This window comes from Mycoplasmopsis ciconiae, from assembly GCF_036350065.1.
Classification (GTDB): domain Bacteria; phylum Bacillota_I; class Bacilli_A; order Mycoplasmatales; family Metamycoplasmataceae; genus Mycoplasmopsis; species Mycoplasmopsis ciconiae.
The window spans coordinates 22,150-41,155 of sequence record NZ_JAZDWZ010000007.1; the positions used below are offsets into that span (position 1 = coordinate 22,150).

Below are 19,006 nucleotides of genomic sequence, written 5' to 3' on the forward strand. Positions count from 1 at the left end.
AATTAAAATTTAAAAATCGCTTTCTTTTGCATTGTTCTTTCACTAATATAAGTTTTAAAATAAGAAGCATTAATCAAAATTCCTAAATAACAAAAATAAGTAAGTCATGAAACTAAAATCGATAAGAACATAAAAATTCCTAAAGGTCCGTACTTACCAAAATTTGATAATTTCGCAAAACTCCCAAACACACAAACCAATATCCACGAAGGAACAGTAGCTACAGCTACCCCATTTTTTAATCCTTCAAATTTTAATTTAAAACTTGGTGTGAATTTTAATAATAAATAAAAACCTATTAATAAAAAAACTAAAGCACTGATACTATTAAAAAAATATTGCGCAAAATTAAAGGTGCTATTGTCTAAAATATAAAATCCACTTGAGTTTAAAACTAAAAAATTTAATGCTTTGGCAACATGAAAATGGACAATTGTAAACAAAGCTAAATATAAGCTAATACCAAAAACAATTAATAATCCTTTTAGTCTGTTACCAATTCATGTACCCACATATTTGTGTTTATAAATCATATTTTCACTGGCTACCAGTCTACCATAACCGCTGCTGGCAAATCACAAACACGAAATTAATAGTAAAAAAGTTGCTGTTATTCCTGTTGTGTTACCTAAAACTAAATTTAACCCATCTTCAGCTAAATATTGGAACATATCGCTAATTCCAGGAACTACTCAAGAAATTATCGATTCTAGTAAATAAATACTATAATTACCAGACCAAATTAACATCAAAAAACTAACAATTACTATTGGCGCAAAACTAACAATAAAATACATGCTGGAACTGCTAGGAATAAAAGAAAATGTCTTAGATGTAAATTGGCTATAAGCTCTGTTTATAACCTCTTTAGTTTTATTATTGTTATTTAAAATATTGGATGGTGTCAAAATAAAGAAAATGATTTTGATAATGAACTTAGTAACTATTTCATATATGTTGATTTTAATTAAAGGAGGCCAGTTAATATTGTTTATAAATGAACTTTTCTTATAAACTTTCTTAACATTAGAGTTAAATGAAGGGTGTTTTTTTAAATATTTTTTATAATTTGAATTTTCCGTTGAGGATATCTTTAGTAATTTCATCAGCAATTATAGGGCTTACTTGGCCACCTGAAACTTTCATTAAGTTACCTAAAATCATTTTAAGTACTCTTTCAGGTCTTTGAGGATATTCGCTAACTAATTTTTCATTTTCTTCGATTATTTGTGTAACCATTTTTGTAATAACATTTTTGTCAGTAATTTGTTTTAAGTTATATTTTTCTACAATTACATCTACATCTAAGTCACTTTGGTCAATAAGAGGTATTAATTTTTTTAGAGATTTTCCTGAAATAATTTCTTGATCTAAAAGCTCTAGTGATCTTTTAATATCATCCGCACTAATATTTAGCTCGTATGCACTTAAACCTTTAGCGTTAGCTAAACTAACTACTTCCGCAAAGAAAACTTTAGATAATTTTTCACGATCTGGATAATCAATAGAATCAAAAAACTTTGCTAAATTTAAATCGTTATTAAGTGATTGAATATACAAGTCTTGAATGTTTTCTCTTTTATAACGATAGTATCTTTGGTTAGGTAACTCAGGAATTTTAACTGAATCAATAAACTCTTTTGAAAGCTTTATATAAGGGATGTTAGGTTCTGGGAAATATTTATAGTCTGTTTCACCTGTTTTTGTACGCATAACAACGTTGGAATTAGTTGAATCGTCAAATCTTTTTGTTTGTTGTAATATTTTTTGATTAGTAAGAATTTTTTTGGTTTGGTCTTTAATTTCGAATTCAATAGCTTTTTTGATATTACTTAAAGAGTTCATATTTTTAATTTCTACTTTTGTACCAAATTTTTCATAACCTTTAGGGCGTAATGAAATGTTAATGTCAGCTCTAAGCGAACCTTGTTCTAATTTAGCGTTAGAAATACCTAAACTTAAGGCTGTTTTTCTAATAGCATCTACATATGCAGCCGCTTCGTCAGCACTTTTTATTACTGGATAAGTAACAATTTCAATTAAAGGCACTCCAGCACGATTGTAATCTAATTCTGTAATGTCAGCATCATGATGTTGTCTTGCTGTATCTTCTTCTAAATGTATTCTTTCAATTTCGATAAATTTAGATTGATTATTTACAAAAATTTCGATTTTACCATTTTTACCAATAGGTCTGTAAAACTGTGTTATTTGATAACCCTTAGGTAAATCTGTGTAAAAATAATTTTTTCTATCAAAGTGTAAAACATCATCAATTTCCATCTCCAATGCTTTGGCTAAACTCACAGCATTTTTAACTGCTTGTTTATTAACAATGGGTAAAGTACCTGGGTAAGCTACGTCAATTTGATTTGCACATGTGTTAGCCGGAGCATTAAAATCAATTAAAGAAGGAGAGAACATTTTTGTTTTTGTTGATAATTCTAAGTGAATTTCTATACCTATAACTACGTCAAAAATATTTGTCATTATTTAACCTCCAATAATTTTTCAATGTATAAAGCGTGGCTAAGTAGTTTTTCGTCATTATATATATAAGAATCTAAGGCAATATTAAATGGTAAATTTTGATCATTTACACCCATTTTCATTGTTAATGATGGGGTTCCGATTAAATTAGAACCAGTTAAAATATAGTCCATAAAATCATATGATTTATTTAAAGACGAATCAATTTTAGCTGCTACAGCTGCACTAGCAGGATATATAACTAAATCAGCACTTCTTGAAATATTATCCATGTACTCTTTATATACTCTTCTTACTTTATGTGCTTTTAAAAGCATTGTTTCTTGATTTGATTGATATAAATAATAACTTCCTAAAATAAGTCTTCTTTGTACGTTTTTACCTAAATATTTACTTCTTGAATTAGTCATTATTTCACTTCAATTTTCACCGTTTTCTCTTTGACCAAAAGCAATTGAATTTAAATTAGATAAGTTACTTGAAGCTTCTGAGTAAGAAACAATATCATAAATAGGTTTAATGCTTCTTATTAAATCTAAATTAAGATCGATTAATTCAACCTCAACATTATCAGCTTTAAGTTTATCAATTAAATTTTGATAACTTTGAGCAACATAAGGTTCAAGATAATCAAAAACATTAAAAGCAATTACTTTTTTAGGTTTAATGTTTTGAACATTATCGATTTTTACATCAACACTTGTCATATCTTTGATATCTTTACCAAATACAGCTTTAGAAAATACAGCTATATCATTAACGTTATGAGCAAAATAAGCAACTGTATCTAAACTTGAAGCATAAGCGAACATACCATATCTAGGAATAGCTCCATAACTTGGTTTAAAACCTACAACGCCATTATAAGAAGCTGGTAACCTAACACTATCTCCTGTATCACTACCCAAGGCAATTGAAATGCTTTTAGTAAAAGTTGCGACACTTCCGCTACTTGAACCACCAGCTAATCTTGAAGCATCTAAAGGATTTTTAATTAATCCAAAACCACTAAAAGTTCCTGTTCCTCCTAAAGCTAATTCGTCATTATGAACTTTAGCAACTTTTATTGCTCCTTGTTTGGTTAAACGTTCAACAACAGTCGCATCATAAGAAGGTTTAAAGTTTTGTAAAAATTTACTTGAAGCTTGTGTGGGCGCATCTTTTGTAGCAAAAACATCTTTAATAGTTACGACCGCACCGCTTAAAAGTCCTTCGGATTCTTGTTTAGGGTTTTCGTAAATGTATGCTACACAGTTGTTTTGGTCATTTTTTAACTCTTTTATAGCTTCTGTTACATTACCTAAATTTAAAATTTTATCCATTATTCAACCACCTTTTTAGTAATTACAAAATCTTCATTTTTTTGTGCTGCATTTTCCAAAATAACTTCTTTAGAAATCATTTTTTGGTTATTCACTTCATCATCTCTAAGGAAATCTGTGTACAAATCTTCATTAATGTGACTCATAGGTTCTACATTAGAAGTGTCAATTTTATTTAAAACTAAAAGGTGATTTTGAAGCTCTTCTCAATCTTTTAATATCGAATCTAAAATATCTTCACTAGGTTGTAACATCAGTGAATTAGCTATTTCTATTAATTTTTCTTTTGATATTTCTTTCATAAAACTCCTATCATTTTACGTTAGCAATAAACTCTTTATTACTTAAATAACTTAATTTTTTAGGTAATTTATTGAACTTTAAAATATAAGCGTGCAACATTAATCTATCTGCTTTTTTACCGCCGTATTTTCTATCACCATAAATAGGTTTACCAATAGCGGTTAAACTTAGTCTAATTTGGTGTTTTCTACCTGTTGTTATTGTCGCAAACTTTTTACGATTTTCAATAAATAAGTTAGTTTCAAAATACTGAGAATTAGGTTTTTGAGTCGGAGAGTAACTCATCTTTTTCTTATCTTCGTTTTTGTAAATATAACCCTTAACTAAGGTGTTGGGTCCTTCAAAATCACTTTTAAATCAATAAGTTTTTTGAATCAAATCAGGATTTTCTTTAAATGTCTTTAGTGTTTCAAAATTTTTGGCATAAACTACTAAACCACTTGTTTCTTTATCTAATCTTCCAAGATGAGAAGGTATAAAACTGTCGCTTTTATTGAATTTTAAATATTTCAAAACTTGGAAATCTAAACAATCTTCTTCAGAGTGCATAGCCACATTTATTGGTTTATTTATTATTAAAATATTGTCATCTTCGTAAATTGGAGAAAATTTAACTTCGGATGTTTTAAATTCATTTTCCTTTTGATGATCAGTGACATTTTCTAAACCATAAATTTCAATTAAATCATTTTCAACAACTAAATAACTTTTATCTATCTTTCTATTACCATTAACTTTTATATCTTTTTTTCTAAATAATTTTTCTAACCTACTTATAGGAACATTAGAAAAATATTTACTCAAAACCTTAAATAAAGTTCTGTTTTGATCGTTTTTGGTCGCTTTTATTTTTATTAAATTCATTATTACCTACATTCTCTTATTAGCTTTATTTATAATACTAATTATAAATAAAAACAAACACATAAATATGTGTCTGAATTAAAAATTTTCCCTTTGACTTGAAAAAAGATCAAACTCTTCGTTTTCATCACCTTCTTTTAAATAATTAAAATCATTTAATTTTGGTAAATCTGCCATAGATTTGATTTTAAAATAATCGTAAAACTTATTTGTTACACCATATAAAGTTGGATTACCAACTGTTGGACTAACACCTACTTCTTCAACAACACCTTTTAAAATTAAAGTATTAAGAACTTGATCACTAGAAACACCTCTAATAAGAGCAATTTGTCCTCTAGTTACTGGTTGTTTATAAGCCACAATACCTGCCACTTCAATAGCAGCATTTGAAAGCCTTTGTTTTCTTTCGTTTTCGTATAGCTTAAAAATGTATTCTTTAATCGATTCTCTAGTTGATAATTTATAAACTTCATTAAATTCTTGAACTTTTAAACCTCTATCAAGTGCATTAAATTTATGAACAAAATCATTCATTAACTTTTTGGCTTCATTTTTATTATTTAACGAAAAAACTTTAACAACTTGTTCTAATGTTAAACCTTCTTCACCTTGAACATATAAAAGTCCTTCAATAATGTTATCTTTCATATTCTGGTCCTTTGAAAATTTGAATTGTTTCAAATTGTTTATCTTGGTTAATGATAATTTCTTGTTTTCTAGCCAAATCTAATAAAGCTAAAAAAGTTATAACAAAATGGTTCATGCTTGGTAATGTAAAAATTTCTTCAAATTTTACTTCATTTTTGTCTTTAAATAAGTCTCTTATGTATTTTTCTTGGTCCTTAGCTGTTAAATTAAATGTTTCAAATTTGATCATTCTTAATTTTTGCGAATAAACTCTTTCAAACATTTTTTTCAATGTGACAATCAATTTTAAAGCATTACTTGAACCATCTAAAACTGAAGAGTCTTTTTTATTAAAAAATAAATCAATATCGTTAATCTCTTTGATAAAGATATCTTGACGTTTTAGCTCTTGTTCTTTGAGTGTTTCGGCAATATTTTTAAATTGCTTATACTCACTAAGTCTTCTTAAAATTTCATTTTTATCTTGTTCTACTTCTAAAACTTCTTTAGGGTCGCTTAAAAGCATTTTTGTCTTTAGCTGCAATAATGTTGAGGCCATCAACAAATACTCTCCAGCAATATCTAAATCACTTTCTTTAAGATTGTTGATTATTTGTAAATACTGCGAAGCTAATTCAGCTAAATTAATTTCTAAAATATCAATTTTCTTATCTTGGACCAATGATAATAACAAATCCAGCGGCCCATCAAATTGATCTAATTTTAAGTCATATAAATTCTTTTGCATTGTTGATTATAATTTTGAAGCTACAATATCTTGTACTCTTTGAGCGATCCCTTTTGAGTCTTGAACCATAAATTGAGATGGTTTAATAACTTTATGAAATACAACTGTAACTTTTAATCTACCTTTTCTTTTTTTATCTAAAGCATGTAAAGAATTTTTAATGGTTACAGGTATAACTGGTAAATATTCTTTTTGCGCTACTTTAAAAGCACCTGCTTTAAATTCACCAATTTCTTCTTTGACAACTCTTGTCCCTTCAGGGAAAACAACACCATATGTTTTGTTTTCTTTAACAAATTTTCCAAATTCATTAATTGTTTCAACACTTTGGCGGAAATTACTTCTGTCAATTGCAAAAGTATCAACTAATGATAATAAATTTCTCATTAAGCGTTTTTTGGTTAATTCTTTTTTTGCTAAAAATGTTGTAACTTTAGTTTGAATTCCTGGTTCATATGTTGTATCTTTTAAAGCAGCTAAAAGAGCAACTGAATCAATATTTGATTTGTGGTTAGGAACTAATAAGCAACCACCATTTTTAGGTAAATTATCATAACCTTCTATTTCTAAGTCAATATTATTAAGTTTCAAAAATTTTTCAGAAAAGAAAATCAACATGTTGACTCTTTCAAAACCAGGAACTAAATCTGGATGTTTTCTGTATCTACTAGCCATTTTGTTAATTTTCATAACTCTAAGTAATCAAATTGGTGAAAAAATTATTTTTTTCAATAATCTAGTCATTTTTTCCTTTCTTTAATACAAAAGCAACTAAAAAATCATCTTCGTGAGAGATTGAAATTTCAAAATTTTCAAAAATGATTTTATTATTAACTTTTTTAAGATTTATATTTCTAAAATTGCTATAAAAGTTGTCTGCTTTAAAAATAGCTTCTTTTACTGCTCATGTTTTGGCTAAAAAAACACTTTTATCTTCGAAATTTAAGATATTTTCAAATGTTTCAATTTCTTGCTCATTTAAAAATCTACTAATAAATTTTTTTTGGTGTTTTTTAGGATCTTCAAAACGAGATATTTTAACCAAATCAACGCCAATCACTTTATTTACCTATTTCAAGTGTTATTTCAAAATCACCAATAATGTTGGAGAAATCGTTATTTTGTGTTAATTTGTATCCTAATTTATATATTTCTTTTGTGCTTGTTTCAAAAATATGCTCAATTTTATTTAATAATCAAGTTAAAACAATTTTAATTTGTTTACCATCAGGTGTTTGCTGGATATAGTAATTATCAACAGCTTTGTTTAATTCCATGTTAATAGTACTTAAACCCGCAAAAATATTAACTTTATCTTTTGAAACTTCAATACGATTGTGAATGTTTTGATTAGGTTCGATAAATGTTAAAATATCCATCCCTTCCTCAAAACTTCTTTCTAAATCACTGCTAAATTCAATAACTTGTGGTTCTTTTTGTAGTGGTGAGTTCGCTACTGATCTAAACTTTATTTTCATAAACTTAATCTTTCTTTAATTACATCTTCTCCAAAAAGATAAATGGCTTTAGCTAATTCTGGACCATGTTCTTCTAATGTTGCACTTAGTCTTAAAGGCATAAATAATTTTTTACCTTTTAAACCTGTAATTGAGCTAGTTTGGTTAATTGCTTCTTGTATATTTTCAACACTAAAATCTTTCTCAAAAACTAAAGCGGCAAAAGTTTTAATTAAATTATTTTCCTCTTCGTTGAATTTATGTTCTAATGTGTGTTTAGGGTTTGAATATAATTTTAAACTCTCTTGTATTTGACTAAATGTATAAGCGTTTTGTTTGTATGTATCTATAAATAAGTCAATTCATTCATTTGAATAACTTTGTAAATCACTTAATTTTTTAGCAATTTCAAAGTTATCCATTTCTTTAATATATTGTTTTGAGAATCATTGCATTTTTTGAATATCAAATTTTGAAGGCGATTTACTTAAACGTGTTGGATCAAATTTTTGAATCAATTGTGCTGGAGTCATTTTTTCTTGTGCGTCAGCACTTGTTCAACCTAATAACGCTAAGAAATTAAAAACAGCTTGTGGGTGATATCCTTCTTTACGATAATCTTCAATAAATTGTTTTAAAGAAGTATCTCTTTTAGAAAGTTTATGACCTTCCATGTTTGTGATGATTGTCATGTGTCCATATTCAGGAGCTTCTCAACCTAATGCCTTGAAAACCATTAATTGTTTTGGGGTGTTAGCTATATGTTCTTCACCTCTTAAAACATTAGTAATTTCCATATCATGATCATCAACTACAACAGCAAAATTATATGTTGGGTACCCATCACTTTTAAAGATAACTCAGTCACCAATATCGCTTGAATTAAATGAAATTTTACCTCTAACTGTGTCTTGTCAGCTTAATTCAACATCTTTTGGCATACTTATACGAATACTATATTGTTTTGCCTCGTCTCTTTTTTGTTTTTCTTCATCAGAAATTTTCAATCAATTACGATCATATTTAAAACTTGCAATACCTTTAGCCACACTTTCAGCATGTTGTTGTTCTAATTCTTCAAAATTATCATAAGCTTTATACGCTAACCCCTGATCTAACATTTTCTCAACAATTTTTCAATAACGTTCTAATTTTTCGCTTTGACGATATTTGCCATATTTAGGGTTTGGTTTTAAAGGAGACTCATCAGGCACAATACCTAATCACTCTAAATTTTTAAGTTGGCTTTCTTCTCCGCCAGGAACGTTTCTAGCTACATCAGTATCTTCTAACCTAAAGATAAAATCACCATTAAAATGTTTTGCGTATAAATAACAAAATAAGGCAGTTCTAGCACCACCTATGTGTAAATATCCAGTTGGACTTGGTGCGTATCTTGTTCTAATTTTTTTCATTTTTTCTCCTTTGTTAATGAAACATAAAATTTAATTATTTAAATTCGTTATTAACAAAACCTACATAAATTTTGTCATGTTCTTCATCAATAAAAATAGGTCTTTTAACTAACATTGGGTCTTTAACCATTAAATCAATAACTTCATCGTTACTCAAATCTGCCAACTTATCTTTAAGATTCATTTCTTTATATGAATTTCCGCTTGTATTAAGTATTTTTTTAATATCTTTTTTAGCTCTCAAAACCTTTTTTAAAGTTGTTTTAGTAATCCCTTTTTCTTTTAGGTCAATAAATTGATATTCAACATTAAACTCTTGTAAATATTTTTCTGCTTTATTGCTTGTTGAGCATTTTTTGTAACCGTAAAATTTATTCATTTTGCCCCTTTATTTGTATGCCTAATAATATATTTATTATTATAAATGATTATTAATAAATATTTTTTATTATTAATTTGCAATTAATAACACTTTTAATGCAAAATTATTAAATTTTTTAATTTTTTCACACATGTGTAAAAAATTTTACAAACTGTTAACGATGCCGTTTTATAAATGGTTATATTTGTGGGTAACTTATATAATTAAAATAAATTAACTAAATTTATTATCTATTTTTATTTTTTATATTTATATAAAATGGGGATTTAATCATGCAAATTGAGAAAAATAACACTTGTGTAATTAGAAGTGTTGAAATTTATAACGCAAACAATTTTATTAAAAACGCCGATATATACATTGAAAATGGTGTAATTAAAAAAATTGTTGAAGTTGAAGGCGTGTCCAAAAAAAGAGCTGTCCCAGGTTTTATTGACACACATATTCACGGTTTTTTTAATTTTGATGTTAGTGAAGGAGTTAAAGCGATTGAAATAATTGCTAAAAAATTGAGTTTTTTTGGTACCACTTCTTTTATACCTACAATAATGACAGATGACTTTGAAAAAATGAAAAAAAGCTTAGAAGAAATTTATGAAGCTAAGATGTGTAATTTTTTGGGTGCCAAAATTTTGGGTTCCCACACAGAAGGCCCTTTTATTGGTAAGGCTAAAAGAGGTGCTCATGATGAAAAATACTTACTTAAAACATCTAAACCAAAAATAAAACATTTAATCAAATCTTCAAACGAAACGTTACTAAAAATATCTTTAGATCCAGATCAAACGAATTTTTCAGATATTGATTTTATGATCGAAAATAATATTCAACCCTCAATAGGGCACACTAATTGCACTTACGAAACAGCAATAAAAATGTTTGATAATAAAGTTAAAAGTGTGTGTCATTTATGAAACGCAATGAGTGGATTTGATTCAAGAAGACCCGGACTTTTACAAGCTACATTTATGCACAAAAACGTTTATGCAGAAATGATTTTGGATTTAATACACATATGTGAACAAAGCGTTAAATTTACAATTGATAATTTAGGAATTGACTATATTATAGGAGTAAGCGACGCAATTAAACCCGCTTACTCACAAGATGGTGAAAATGTAAGTGGTGGTTTTAAGGTGGTTAAAAAAGGAAGTTTAATTACTATCAAAGACACCGAAACAATAGCAGGAAGCGCCATAAGTTTACTTAATGCATTTGAAAATATGATTAAAATCGGATATTCTATGCATGATGCTGTAAAAGTCACTTCATATAACGCAGCTAAATTTTTAAAAAGAAATGACATCGGTGTAATTAAAGTTGGTGCAAAGGCGGATATAGTTTTATTTAACAAAACTAATTTTGAAATTTTTTCAACATATGTTGAAGGTGTAGAAATAAAAAGAGGTATTTAGCATGAAAGTAATGGTTTTTGAAGATAAAAAGCAATTAAGTTTGTATGCGGCTGATTTAATTGAAAAACAAATTAATAGTAAAAATGATTCTAAAATTTGTTTTGCTACTGGCGCTACACCAGAATTAACATATCAATATTTAATTGAAAAATATAAAAATAACAAATTATCATTTAAAGATGTTATTTCTTTTAATTTAGATGAATATGTAAATTTAGATAAAAATAACAAATGTTCTTATAACTATTACATGTTTTCAAACTTATTTAATCATATTGATATCAAAAAACAAAACATCAATTTACCTGAATCACTAGGAGATGCCAACCAAAATGCACAAAATTACAACACAAAAGTAATTCAAAGCGGTGGAATTGACTTTATGATTTTAGGAATTGGTACAAATGGGCATATTGCTTTTAATGAGCCAGGTAGTCAAATCGATCAATTTACACGTGTTGTTGATTTAACTCAATCAACAATTGATTCAAATAAAATTTATTTCGAAGATGAATCACAAGTGCCTAAACAAGCTATTTCAATGGGGCTTGCTAACATTTTACAAGCTAAAAAAATTATTCTTTTAGCTTATGGAAAAAATAAATCCGAGGCTATATATCAAGCTATTAATCAACCAATATCAGCTGCGTGCCCGGCTAGTTTTTTACAATTACACCCAAATGTGACTTTCTTAGTAGATAAAGAAGCTATTAGCAAAATAATTAAATATTAAAACTATCATGTGCAAAAGTCTTGCACATTTTTGCTTTTTTTGAATTTATTGACTTTTATTATTGTAAAATAGTCATTAAAAAATAATAAAGATCTAAAAATAAACTCATTTTTTAAGGAAAAAGATATTTTATTAAATAAAAACTTTAATTATTTATGTTTAATAAAATTAAAGTAGGAGATAGCAATGTACACAAATTTTTCGCAAACATTAAAACCTCCAATTATTAATGGTGGTTTTGGAATCATTAAAAACTGTTTTATACTCAAAATTACACAAGATATTAAAAACAATAACTATATTTTTGCTTTATTCAAGAAAAAAACAAAAGACAAAAAACATGCACAAAAAGAACAAAAAAATAATTTTGAGCTCTTAAAAGATGCGACAGAATTAATAACCAAAGGTGAATATCAAATAATAGAAAATAAGTTATTTGTCATTTCTCAAGAAGATTTTTATGAAATTTATGATCCTGAGCAATACATAAGAATTTCTCAAATTCCTTTTAAATATTCGATGCAATTTTTAGATCAGCTTTCTTATAATTTAAAACTTAAAATTCCTAATATATCTGTAGTGCAAATCAAAAAATTAAATCGCAAATGAAATTCAACTGTAATTTACTCTAGTGAAGCTCTCTTAGAAAAAGATATCGCTTCTTTGAAAATTGAACCGTCATTACAGCAAGCGCTTAAGAACGAAATAGAAAGAGAATTAAATGCTAAAAAAGTTAATTCTTTAAGATTGATTAGCGAATTAGATGTTTTGGTCTCAAGTTTAAAGAATCAAATAGTTCAAAAATGAGAAATATACGGAAACTATGTAAACAAACAATTTTTATGAGAATATCTAAAAAATAAGCAAATGGATATTACTCAACCCTTTTATAGGTTACAGACATTATTGAACAACCCCAAAAAAGATAATGTTAATGATGTGATTGATTATTTTAAAAACTACGATTCTAAGTACCAAGAAAACAATTTAGAGTGAGTTAGGGTAAAGTGAAATAATTTAACAGCCTTAGAAAAAAATAAAGTGTATCGAGAGTTCTTAGAAAACTAAAAATTTAAAATAAAGGTAAAATTTAATTATGTTAAATAAAAAAATTGTTTTAAATCTTTTAGCTTTAAGCACAATTACACCTTTAAGCACTTTAGCTACCTACTCTTGCGCCAAAGAAGTCAAAATTGACCCTAAATTAGAACAAGAAATCAAACAAAAGCAAGAATTACAAGATCATTTAAATGCTCAAATAAATCAAATTCAACAGCAAATAAGTGAATTAAATAAAGAAATTAAAATTGAAACCGACAAATCAAAACAACTAGAAGAAGAAAATAACTATAAACAAGAAAGACTTAATTCACAATTAAAACAAAAAGATAATGTTATTTTAGCTCGTAAAAATGAATTGGCTAAAATTCAAAAAATAAGTGATCAACTCACAAATAAAATCAATGAAATAGAGTCAAATATAAAAAATAACCAAGCACTTATTGAAAGTTCAAAAGACCAAATCAAAAACACTAATTTAGTTATTGAAAATTTAACTAACGAACAAAATCAACTTTCAATTCAAAAACAAGAACTAGAAAAAGAGTTACAAAAAGCTTCTTCTGATAATAGCGACAAAATTATTGCTCAAATCAACGAACAAATTAGACAAATAAACCAACAAAATGAGCATATAAGTCAAAAAATAGCTAATAAGCAACAAGAAATAGTAGAATCAACAACTAAAATAAAAAATGCTGAATTAAAAAATCAACAACTCAATGATTCTATAAATTTAGAAAAGCAAAATTTAAATAATTTAAACAATCAAAAAATTCAATTAAGAGAGCAAATTACTTTGTTGAACCAAAGTAACGAAGATTTAAAGCAAAAAATTAAACAACTTAAACAACAAAACGCAACAATTCAAGAATCTATTAAAAACCAAAAAGAAGTTATAAATAACTTAAACAATACAATTGAACAGCTAAAGCAACAATTGCAAAACATTAAACAAAACTAAAACACAAGAATAACTCTTGTGTTTTAGTTTTTTTAAAAGATATCTACAAGTGTGTATCTTAATAACTCCGCACCATTTATTTCGTTATAAATAATTGAATCACTTCTATTAGCACTTTTGTCATAAAAGCTTTTTGTCACCCTTAAATACGCGTCTAAATCAAAATCGCTTGTAGGTTTTTTATAAACTTCTATATAAAATCTTAAGTTTGCGTTATAAGTGTTATCTGGTTTATAAGAATTTAATTCTAAACTTAAAATATAATCGTTTTCGGTTCTTAAATAAACTGTATATTCTTTATAACCTGGTGTATCTTGTGTTTCTTGTTGAATTGAAATTTGTTTAATTTTATTTGAAAGTGGTTTATAAAAATTACCTTTTATTTGTGAATCACTTAAATGTTGGTTTTGTAACTCTTGCGCTGAAGCGCTAAAAAGATCTATACCTGGATAAAAGGCGAAGGTAGATTTGTCTAAATTAAATAGCATTCATAATCAATATTTAGTAGAAAATTCCTCCAAAATATCATCACTATTTTTGAAAATATAAGCTTTTTTATTATTTCCAAAAAAAGAAAATTCATCATCAGAACCGTACATACTTAAAATATTGTTTTTAATCAGTAAAGCACTTTTAAAACTTTTGATTTTTTCTTGGGATAAATCTCTATTTTGACTAACAAATTTTTCAATTTCTTCTTTATTATCATCAAAAGCTAAAGATAAAAGTGTTTGAATATAATTATTCTGTACATATTTATCAAATTTATTTTTGGTAGTTTCTTCAATGGGTTTAGCTAAAAGGCATTTATCTAAATTATGTGTTTGGCAACTAACAAAAGAGGTTAACAATAAAGGTGTAGAGAAAAATAATAATTTTTTAAATATTTTCATTTTTTAACCTCAACATATAAATAAGCGGCACACCTGCTTTATATTTTTTTACTAAATCATTTTCAAATTCATCATAAGATTTTTGATCTCCGTGTATATAAGCGCCATGAACAATATCACTGATGAATTTTAAGCTGATTGAATTTTTAGCGTTAACAAATGTTCACACAAATGGACTTAGAATTACTTCACCAGTATTTTTTACTTGTATTCTGAAAACCATTTTATCTTTTAAAAGGTAAAAATATTCGCTATCAGGAATCTCAAATGACTCATCCCCTTCTTGTATTTTTTCTAATTTTGAATCATTAATAATGTACTTTTGCGGTTTAAATGAGTTGTTAGCAAAATCCAAATACGATTGTGAATGTCTGCCTTTATTATGTCAACTTTCAAAAATTAGTATTTTTTCATATTGCCCATTAAATAAGTCTAAATTGTTTAAAATAAAGTATCAGTTATTTGAAAATAAATCATTAATCTCTTGTAAAGAACCTTCTACTTTTTGGTCATATTTTTGAATTAATTCATTATATTTTTTAATAAAAGCGCTTTTTTTATTTTTGGAATTTTGTTCATCTAAAAACTTAATTCTTTGAGCATTTTTATTTTTAAACGCACTTTTTAATAAAACATCTAAGATTTGAGAATTATTTATCTGATCTTCTTTTTTGGGATTGAAATTTAGTGAGTTATCGATATATTTATGTGAAATATTGCTAAAAGATTCTGAATTTGAACACGAAAGTGTAACAAAAGGTAAGTGAGATAATGCTAAAAACAAACTTAATATTTTAAACTTCACTCTAACCTCCTAAAACATATCTTTTAATTTTAATATTCGCTTTATTTAACTCAAAAACAGAGTCAAAAAAGTCATCAAAATAATTAAATTCATCAAATAGATTAGCAAATCTATCTCACGAATATTTATTTTCTAAATCTTGGATGTTTTTTTCTAAACTATCAGCATCAGAAATTTTTTTAATATAGTCAATGTCCAATTGCTTTCTTTTATTTCTACTTAAGTTAATTTGTTTATAAAACATTTCTAAATCACTTATATTTTCCATTTCAAAAAACTCAGGGATTAATGTTAAATTATTTTTAGGATTTTTTTGGTTTTCTAAAATAACAAAAAAGTAATTGTCGCTAAAAATTAAAAAATTAATTTTTATATCTTCACTTAAGTTTTTTTGAACTACTTTTTGAATAGATAAATCCTCAATTTTTTGGACTCATTCACTGTTTTCTTTATAAAAATCCTCATCGTATTCATTGCTTTTATATTTATTTCCGTATGCGTATAAGAAAAAATTGAATTTATTGATATTTTCTAAAAATCAATAAATATTAGTATTTAATGTTTCTTTAATTACATTTTCAGAATTTTGTCTTATTCTTTCATAACTTTGAGAAGTTAAAATATTTCTAAAATACGGTCTATACAAAAGAGCATATTTTAGAGTGCTAACCATTTTTAGTGGTATTTTACTTTGAATATCTTTATAAACTTTTAATTCATTTTCACTGTAGTATTGGAAAAAAATAGTATCTAAAATTTTTGTGTCAAATTTTTTTATTTGACTTTCTTCTTTTGGTTTTTGAGTTAATGTTGATTGTGAATTATTTATATTGCTGCAGCTAAGCGCTAAAAAGCAAGGTGATGAAATGGATAATATACTAAGAGTTTTTAATAACTTTTTCATAAAAAATATCCTCAAGATTTTTGTATTTATCGCCTGTGTATAATATTTTTGAATTATTTATAAGAGTTAAGGAATCACAATACTTGTTAACTTCACTTAAAATGTGCGAACTAATTAAAATTGTCTTATTTTCTTTTTGTAAATCTTTTAGGATTTCAAAAAGCTCATATCTAGCATAAGGATCTAAATTAGCTGCCGGTTCATCTAAAATGATTATTTGCGGATCGTTTATTAGTGCTTGTATAAGCAATATTTTCTTTTTTTGACCTGAACTAAAGTTATTTGGGTTTTTATTTTTTAATTCTTTAATATTAAATTTATCTAAGAAATAATCTATTTTTTGTTGAATAGCACTTTGATTATTATTATTTAATAAACTTAAGTACATTAAATAATCGTTTGCACTTAGTGAGTTAGGAAAATTTGTTTTTTCCGGAACATAACCTAATTTCATTTTACTGTTTGGGTTTTTATTTGATATCCCATCTATATAAATTTGACCTTGATAATTATAAATACTATCAATAATACACTTAATAGTAGTAGTTTTTCCGCTTCCATTAACTCCTATAAAAGCATGAAAACTACCTTTTTTAACTTCAAAACTAACGTCATCTAAGGCTTTAAATTTTTTAAATTTCTTTGTTAAATTTTGAACACTTAATATTGTGTTATTAATCATTATTTATAATCCTTTCTAATATAAACAATTACGTTAGCTGTTACCAATAAAACAGAAACTACAAATCAAACTAAGATAAAAATATTTTTATTAACTACATTTTTATCTTTATAAACAAGTGCATAATTTTTTGTATTTTCAAAAAGATAATTATTTGCTTTTTCTAGCTCATATCTTAAAATTACGTTATCATTTTCAACTCTATGTTTTAATTTAAAATCTTTAAAACCACCTATAAAATAAGTGTTATTGTCAAAAGTAATTTCAAATTGACTTGGAGTATTTTTTAGTAGAACATTATCATTTAAACTTATAGCCTTAAAAATCAAGGAATTAAAATCGTCAAAGTATAGTTTATAAACGATTAAAACAAAAAGATTGATAGCTTTTTCACTTTCGCTTTTGATTATGTTTTTATTAAAAGCATCTTTATCTAAAAATGTTGAATTAATATCTGATTGATAAAAAATGTTATTGTTGTCGTTAATTAGTGATGATATATGTTGAATAATTAATTTTTTAATTTCTTTTAATTTGATATCACTTAGATTATTTATATCAAGGTTATTTTTACTTATATAAGTATTAACAAGTGAATTTAGTTGTTCTTTAAAGTTGTCAAAAACTCTTTGGAATGTTGAATTATTAATTAAATTTAAAATATTGTTTCAGTGTATTTTTCCAACAAGTGAATTATCTTTAACATAATTGAATTTATCTTCTATAAATTCAACATCAAAATTATCAGCATCTTTACGTGCATAAATTAAGTAGCTATTGCTTTTATCTAAGTTAACTGAAGAATTTTTTAGTAAAAAAGGAACTAGAAATTCTTTTTGGTATATATCTGAATTTTTATAAATATCAAAATTATTTAACTTTTGATCAAAAGTAATTTTGTATTGATTGTTTATATCATTGGCAAATGAGGAATTTATTAATTGATTATCATTTTTATTATTTTTAAAATTTAATAAATTAATATTATCAGGATTGATTAGCTCAAAAAATTGATAAGGAAGGGCGCTTCATGTGTAAATTTGTCACTGTTTTGCAGTGTTACTTGATTCTTTAAAAGCTTCCTTTAAATATAATTTTTGCAATTCAGTAAAATCATTATTTTCTTTACCGTTTGGCAGGACAACCATTTGTCTTTGGTTATTAACACCAAAAAAAGATACATTAGCTTCGTTGTTAGCATCATTAAAATCATATTTTCTACTAATTAAACTATAAAAATGTTCAAAATTACTTGAAGAATTGTTTTGAATAATCATTCCTGTGAAAATAAAAATAAAGCTAGCGACCAAAGGTAAACTTAATGCAACTTTTGAGTCAAATTTAAATGCCAATAACGTTGTTATATTTGAAAAAATAACTAACGCAAAAAACACCGAAACAAAACTATATAAAAATAAAAGTGCTGTTTTAATATCTCAATTTAAGTAATAAAAAAATGGTATTTGTATTAGTGTATTTAATAACGCATATATAAAGTTAATAAAATTTGCACTTAAAGTTTTAGTTAATACTATCTGTTTCCTACTTAATGATTTACTAAAAACAAGAATCTCGATTCCTTCATTTTCTAAATCTTTGAATATATTTAGTGACTTTAGTCCGCTAAAAAAAATTCCCATTAATAAACTAATCAAAAAATATGACAAGTATACATATTTATTAATATCGGTACCGCTTAAAAGGAAACCGACTAAAAAACACATGTAAATCAAAGCATATATTAATATATAAATATATGTACTTTTTCTTTTTAAAGTTAGTTTTAGCAAAAAACTAAAATAACTTAATGTTTTGTTTGTTTTCATATATTACTCCTTTGTAATATTCCAAATATGTAATATATTATATTCTTAAATAATTTGTTTTTTTATATTATTTTTAAATTTTTCGTGTATGATTATTTAGCGCTATAAGCGATA

21 protein-coding genes are annotated in these 19,006 nt (G+C 25.8%); 4 read left to right on the forward strand and 17 right to left on the reverse strand.

The genetic code is table 4. From position 1 onward, the window contains the following. Positions 1 to 2 precede the first annotated feature (2 nt). The 12 genes from V2E24_RS02500 to V2E24_RS02555 all read right to left on the reverse strand — a co-directional run bounded on the left by V2E24_RS02500 (position 3) and on the right by V2E24_RS02555 (position 9,608). Positions 3 to 1,106, reverse strand: coding sequence for a YhjD/YihY/BrkB family envelope integrity protein (locus V2E24_RS02500; RefSeq protein ID WP_330500850.1), 1,104 nt, complete (start codon positions 1,104 to 1,106; stop codon positions 3 to 5). Next, positions 1,063 to 2,490 (reverse strand): Asp-tRNA(Asn)/Glu-tRNA(Gln) amidotransferase subunit GatB, encoded by a 1,428-nt coding sequence (gene gatB, locus V2E24_RS02505; protein ID WP_330500851.1) that lies wholly within the window; start codon positions 2,488 to 2,490, stop codon positions 1,063 to 1,065. The genes V2E24_RS02500 and gatB overlap by 44 nt, the downstream gene beginning before the upstream one ends. Then, positions 2,490 to 3,812 (reverse strand): amidase family protein, encoded by a 1,323-nt coding sequence (locus V2E24_RS02510; protein WP_330500852.1) that lies wholly within the window; start codon positions 3,810 to 3,812, stop codon positions 2,490 to 2,492. Before V2E24_RS02510 ends, gatB begins: the two co-directional genes overlap by 1 nt. After that, on the reverse strand, positions 3,812 to 4,114 hold the full coding sequence (locus V2E24_RS02515; RefSeq protein ID WP_330500853.1) for an Asp-tRNA(Asn)/Glu-tRNA(Gln) amidotransferase subunit GatC: 303 nt from the start codon (positions 4,112 to 4,114) through the stop codon (positions 3,812 to 3,814). The genes V2E24_RS02510 and V2E24_RS02515 overlap by 1 nt, the downstream gene beginning before the upstream one ends. 7 nt (positions 4,115 to 4,121) lie before the next feature. Continuing rightward, positions 4,122 to 4,979: an RluA family pseudouridine synthase gene (locus V2E24_RS02520; protein ID WP_330500854.1), complete on the reverse strand. Its 858-nt coding sequence runs from the start codon at positions 4,977 to 4,979 to the stop codon at positions 4,122 to 4,124. A 78-nt stretch (positions 4,980 to 5,057) separates the two neighbouring features. After that, the gene (gene scpB / locus V2E24_RS02525; RefSeq protein ID WP_330500855.1) at positions 5,058 to 5,630 is read right to left on the reverse strand and encodes an SMC-Scp complex subunit ScpB; all 573 of its coding nucleotides are present in this window, start codon (positions 5,628 to 5,630) and stop codon (positions 5,058 to 5,060) included. Beyond that, a complete protein-coding gene (locus tag V2E24_RS02530; protein WP_330500856.1) occupies positions 5,620 to 6,357 on the reverse strand; it encodes a segregation/condensation protein A in 738 nt (245 codons plus the stop codon). The genes scpB and V2E24_RS02530 overlap by 11 nt, the downstream gene beginning before the upstream one ends. A gap of 6 nt (positions 6,358 to 6,363) precedes the next feature. Continuing rightward, positions 6,364 to 7,032: a lysophospholipid acyltransferase family protein gene (locus V2E24_RS02535; protein WP_330500857.1), complete on the reverse strand. Its 669-nt coding sequence runs from the start codon at positions 7,030 to 7,032 to the stop codon at positions 6,364 to 6,366. Positions 7,033 to 7,093: 61 nt separating this feature from the next. Continuing rightward, positions 7,094 to 7,417, reverse strand: coding sequence for a holo-ACP synthase (locus V2E24_RS02540; protein WP_330500858.1), 324 nt, complete (start codon positions 7,415 to 7,417; stop codon positions 7,094 to 7,096). A gap of 1 nt (position 7,418) precedes the next feature. Next, complete coding sequence (locus V2E24_RS02545) at positions 7,419 to 7,835, reverse strand: hypothetical protein (protein WP_330500859.1); 417 nt, start codon at positions 7,833 to 7,835, stop codon at positions 7,419 to 7,421. Further along, positions 7,826 to 9,229, reverse strand: a complete 1,404-nt coding sequence (gene gltX, locus V2E24_RS02550) for a glutamate--tRNA ligase (protein WP_330500860.1) — start codon at positions 9,227 to 9,229, stop codon at positions 7,826 to 7,828. Before gltX ends, V2E24_RS02545 begins: the two co-directional genes overlap by 10 nt. 34 nt (positions 9,230 to 9,263) lie before the next feature. Further along, positions 9,264 to 9,608, reverse strand: a complete 345-nt coding sequence (locus V2E24_RS02555) for a Spx/MgsR family RNA polymerase-binding regulatory protein (RefSeq protein ID WP_330500861.1) — start codon at positions 9,606 to 9,608, stop codon at positions 9,264 to 9,266. Positions 9,609 to 9,883: 275 nt separating this feature from the next. Here V2E24_RS02555 and V2E24_RS02560 point away from each other — a divergent pair, with 275 nt between their 5' ends. The 4 genes from V2E24_RS02560 (at position 9,884) to V2E24_RS02575 (ending at position 13,782) form a co-directional block, all read left to right on the forward strand. Continuing rightward, a complete protein-coding gene (locus V2E24_RS02560) occupies positions 9,884 to 11,026 on the forward strand; it encodes an N-acetylglucosamine-6-phosphate deacetylase (protein ID WP_330500862.1) in 1,143 nt (380 codons plus the stop codon). 1 nt (position 11,027) lies between these two features. After that, on the forward strand, positions 11,028 to 11,759 hold the full coding sequence (nagB, locus tag V2E24_RS02565; protein WP_330500863.1) for a glucosamine-6-phosphate deaminase: 732 nt from the start codon (positions 11,028 to 11,030) through the stop codon (positions 11,757 to 11,759). 186 nt (positions 11,760 to 11,945) lie between these two features. Continuing rightward, positions 11,946 to 12,827, forward strand: coding sequence for a hypothetical protein (locus V2E24_RS02570; protein ID WP_330500864.1), 882 nt, complete (start codon positions 11,946 to 11,948; stop codon positions 12,825 to 12,827). 28 nt (positions 12,828 to 12,855) lie between these two features. After that, entirely contained in the window at positions 12,856 to 13,782 is a 927-nt protein-coding gene (locus V2E24_RS02575; RefSeq protein WP_330500865.1) for a coiled-coil domain-containing protein, read from the forward strand. A 32-nt stretch (positions 13,783 to 13,814) separates the two neighbouring features. Here the strand turns inward: V2E24_RS02575 and V2E24_RS02580 are convergent, their stop codons facing one another. The 5 genes from V2E24_RS02580 to V2E24_RS02600 are packed head-to-tail and all read right to left on the reverse strand — an operon-like array spanning position 13,815 to position 18,892. Next, complete coding sequence (locus V2E24_RS02580) at positions 13,815 to 14,675, reverse strand: aromatic motif membrane protein (protein ID WP_330500866.1); 861 nt, start codon at positions 14,673 to 14,675, stop codon at positions 13,815 to 13,817. Next, the gene (locus V2E24_RS02585; RefSeq protein ID WP_330500867.1) at positions 14,662 to 15,480 is read right to left on the reverse strand and encodes an aromatic motif membrane protein; all 819 of its coding nucleotides are present in this window, start codon (positions 15,478 to 15,480) and stop codon (positions 14,662 to 14,664) included. The genes V2E24_RS02580 and V2E24_RS02585 overlap by 14 nt, the downstream gene beginning before the upstream one ends. A gap of 1 nt (position 15,481) precedes the next feature. After that, the gene (locus V2E24_RS02590) at positions 15,482 to 16,384 is read right to left on the reverse strand and encodes an aromatic motif membrane protein (protein ID WP_330500868.1); all 903 of its coding nucleotides are present in this window, start codon (positions 16,382 to 16,384) and stop codon (positions 15,482 to 15,484) included. Continuing rightward, entirely contained in the window at positions 16,359 to 17,066 is a 708-nt protein-coding gene (locus V2E24_RS02595) for an ABC transporter ATP-binding protein (protein ID WP_330500869.1), read from the reverse strand. Before V2E24_RS02595 ends, V2E24_RS02590 begins: the two co-directional genes overlap by 26 nt. Continuing rightward, complete coding sequence (locus V2E24_RS02600; RefSeq protein ID WP_330500870.1) at positions 17,066 to 18,892, reverse strand: ABC transporter permease; 1,827 nt, start codon at positions 18,890 to 18,892, stop codon at positions 17,066 to 17,068. Before V2E24_RS02600 ends, V2E24_RS02595 begins: the two co-directional genes overlap by 1 nt. Between the last annotated feature and the right edge of the window lie 114 nt (positions 18,893 to 19,006).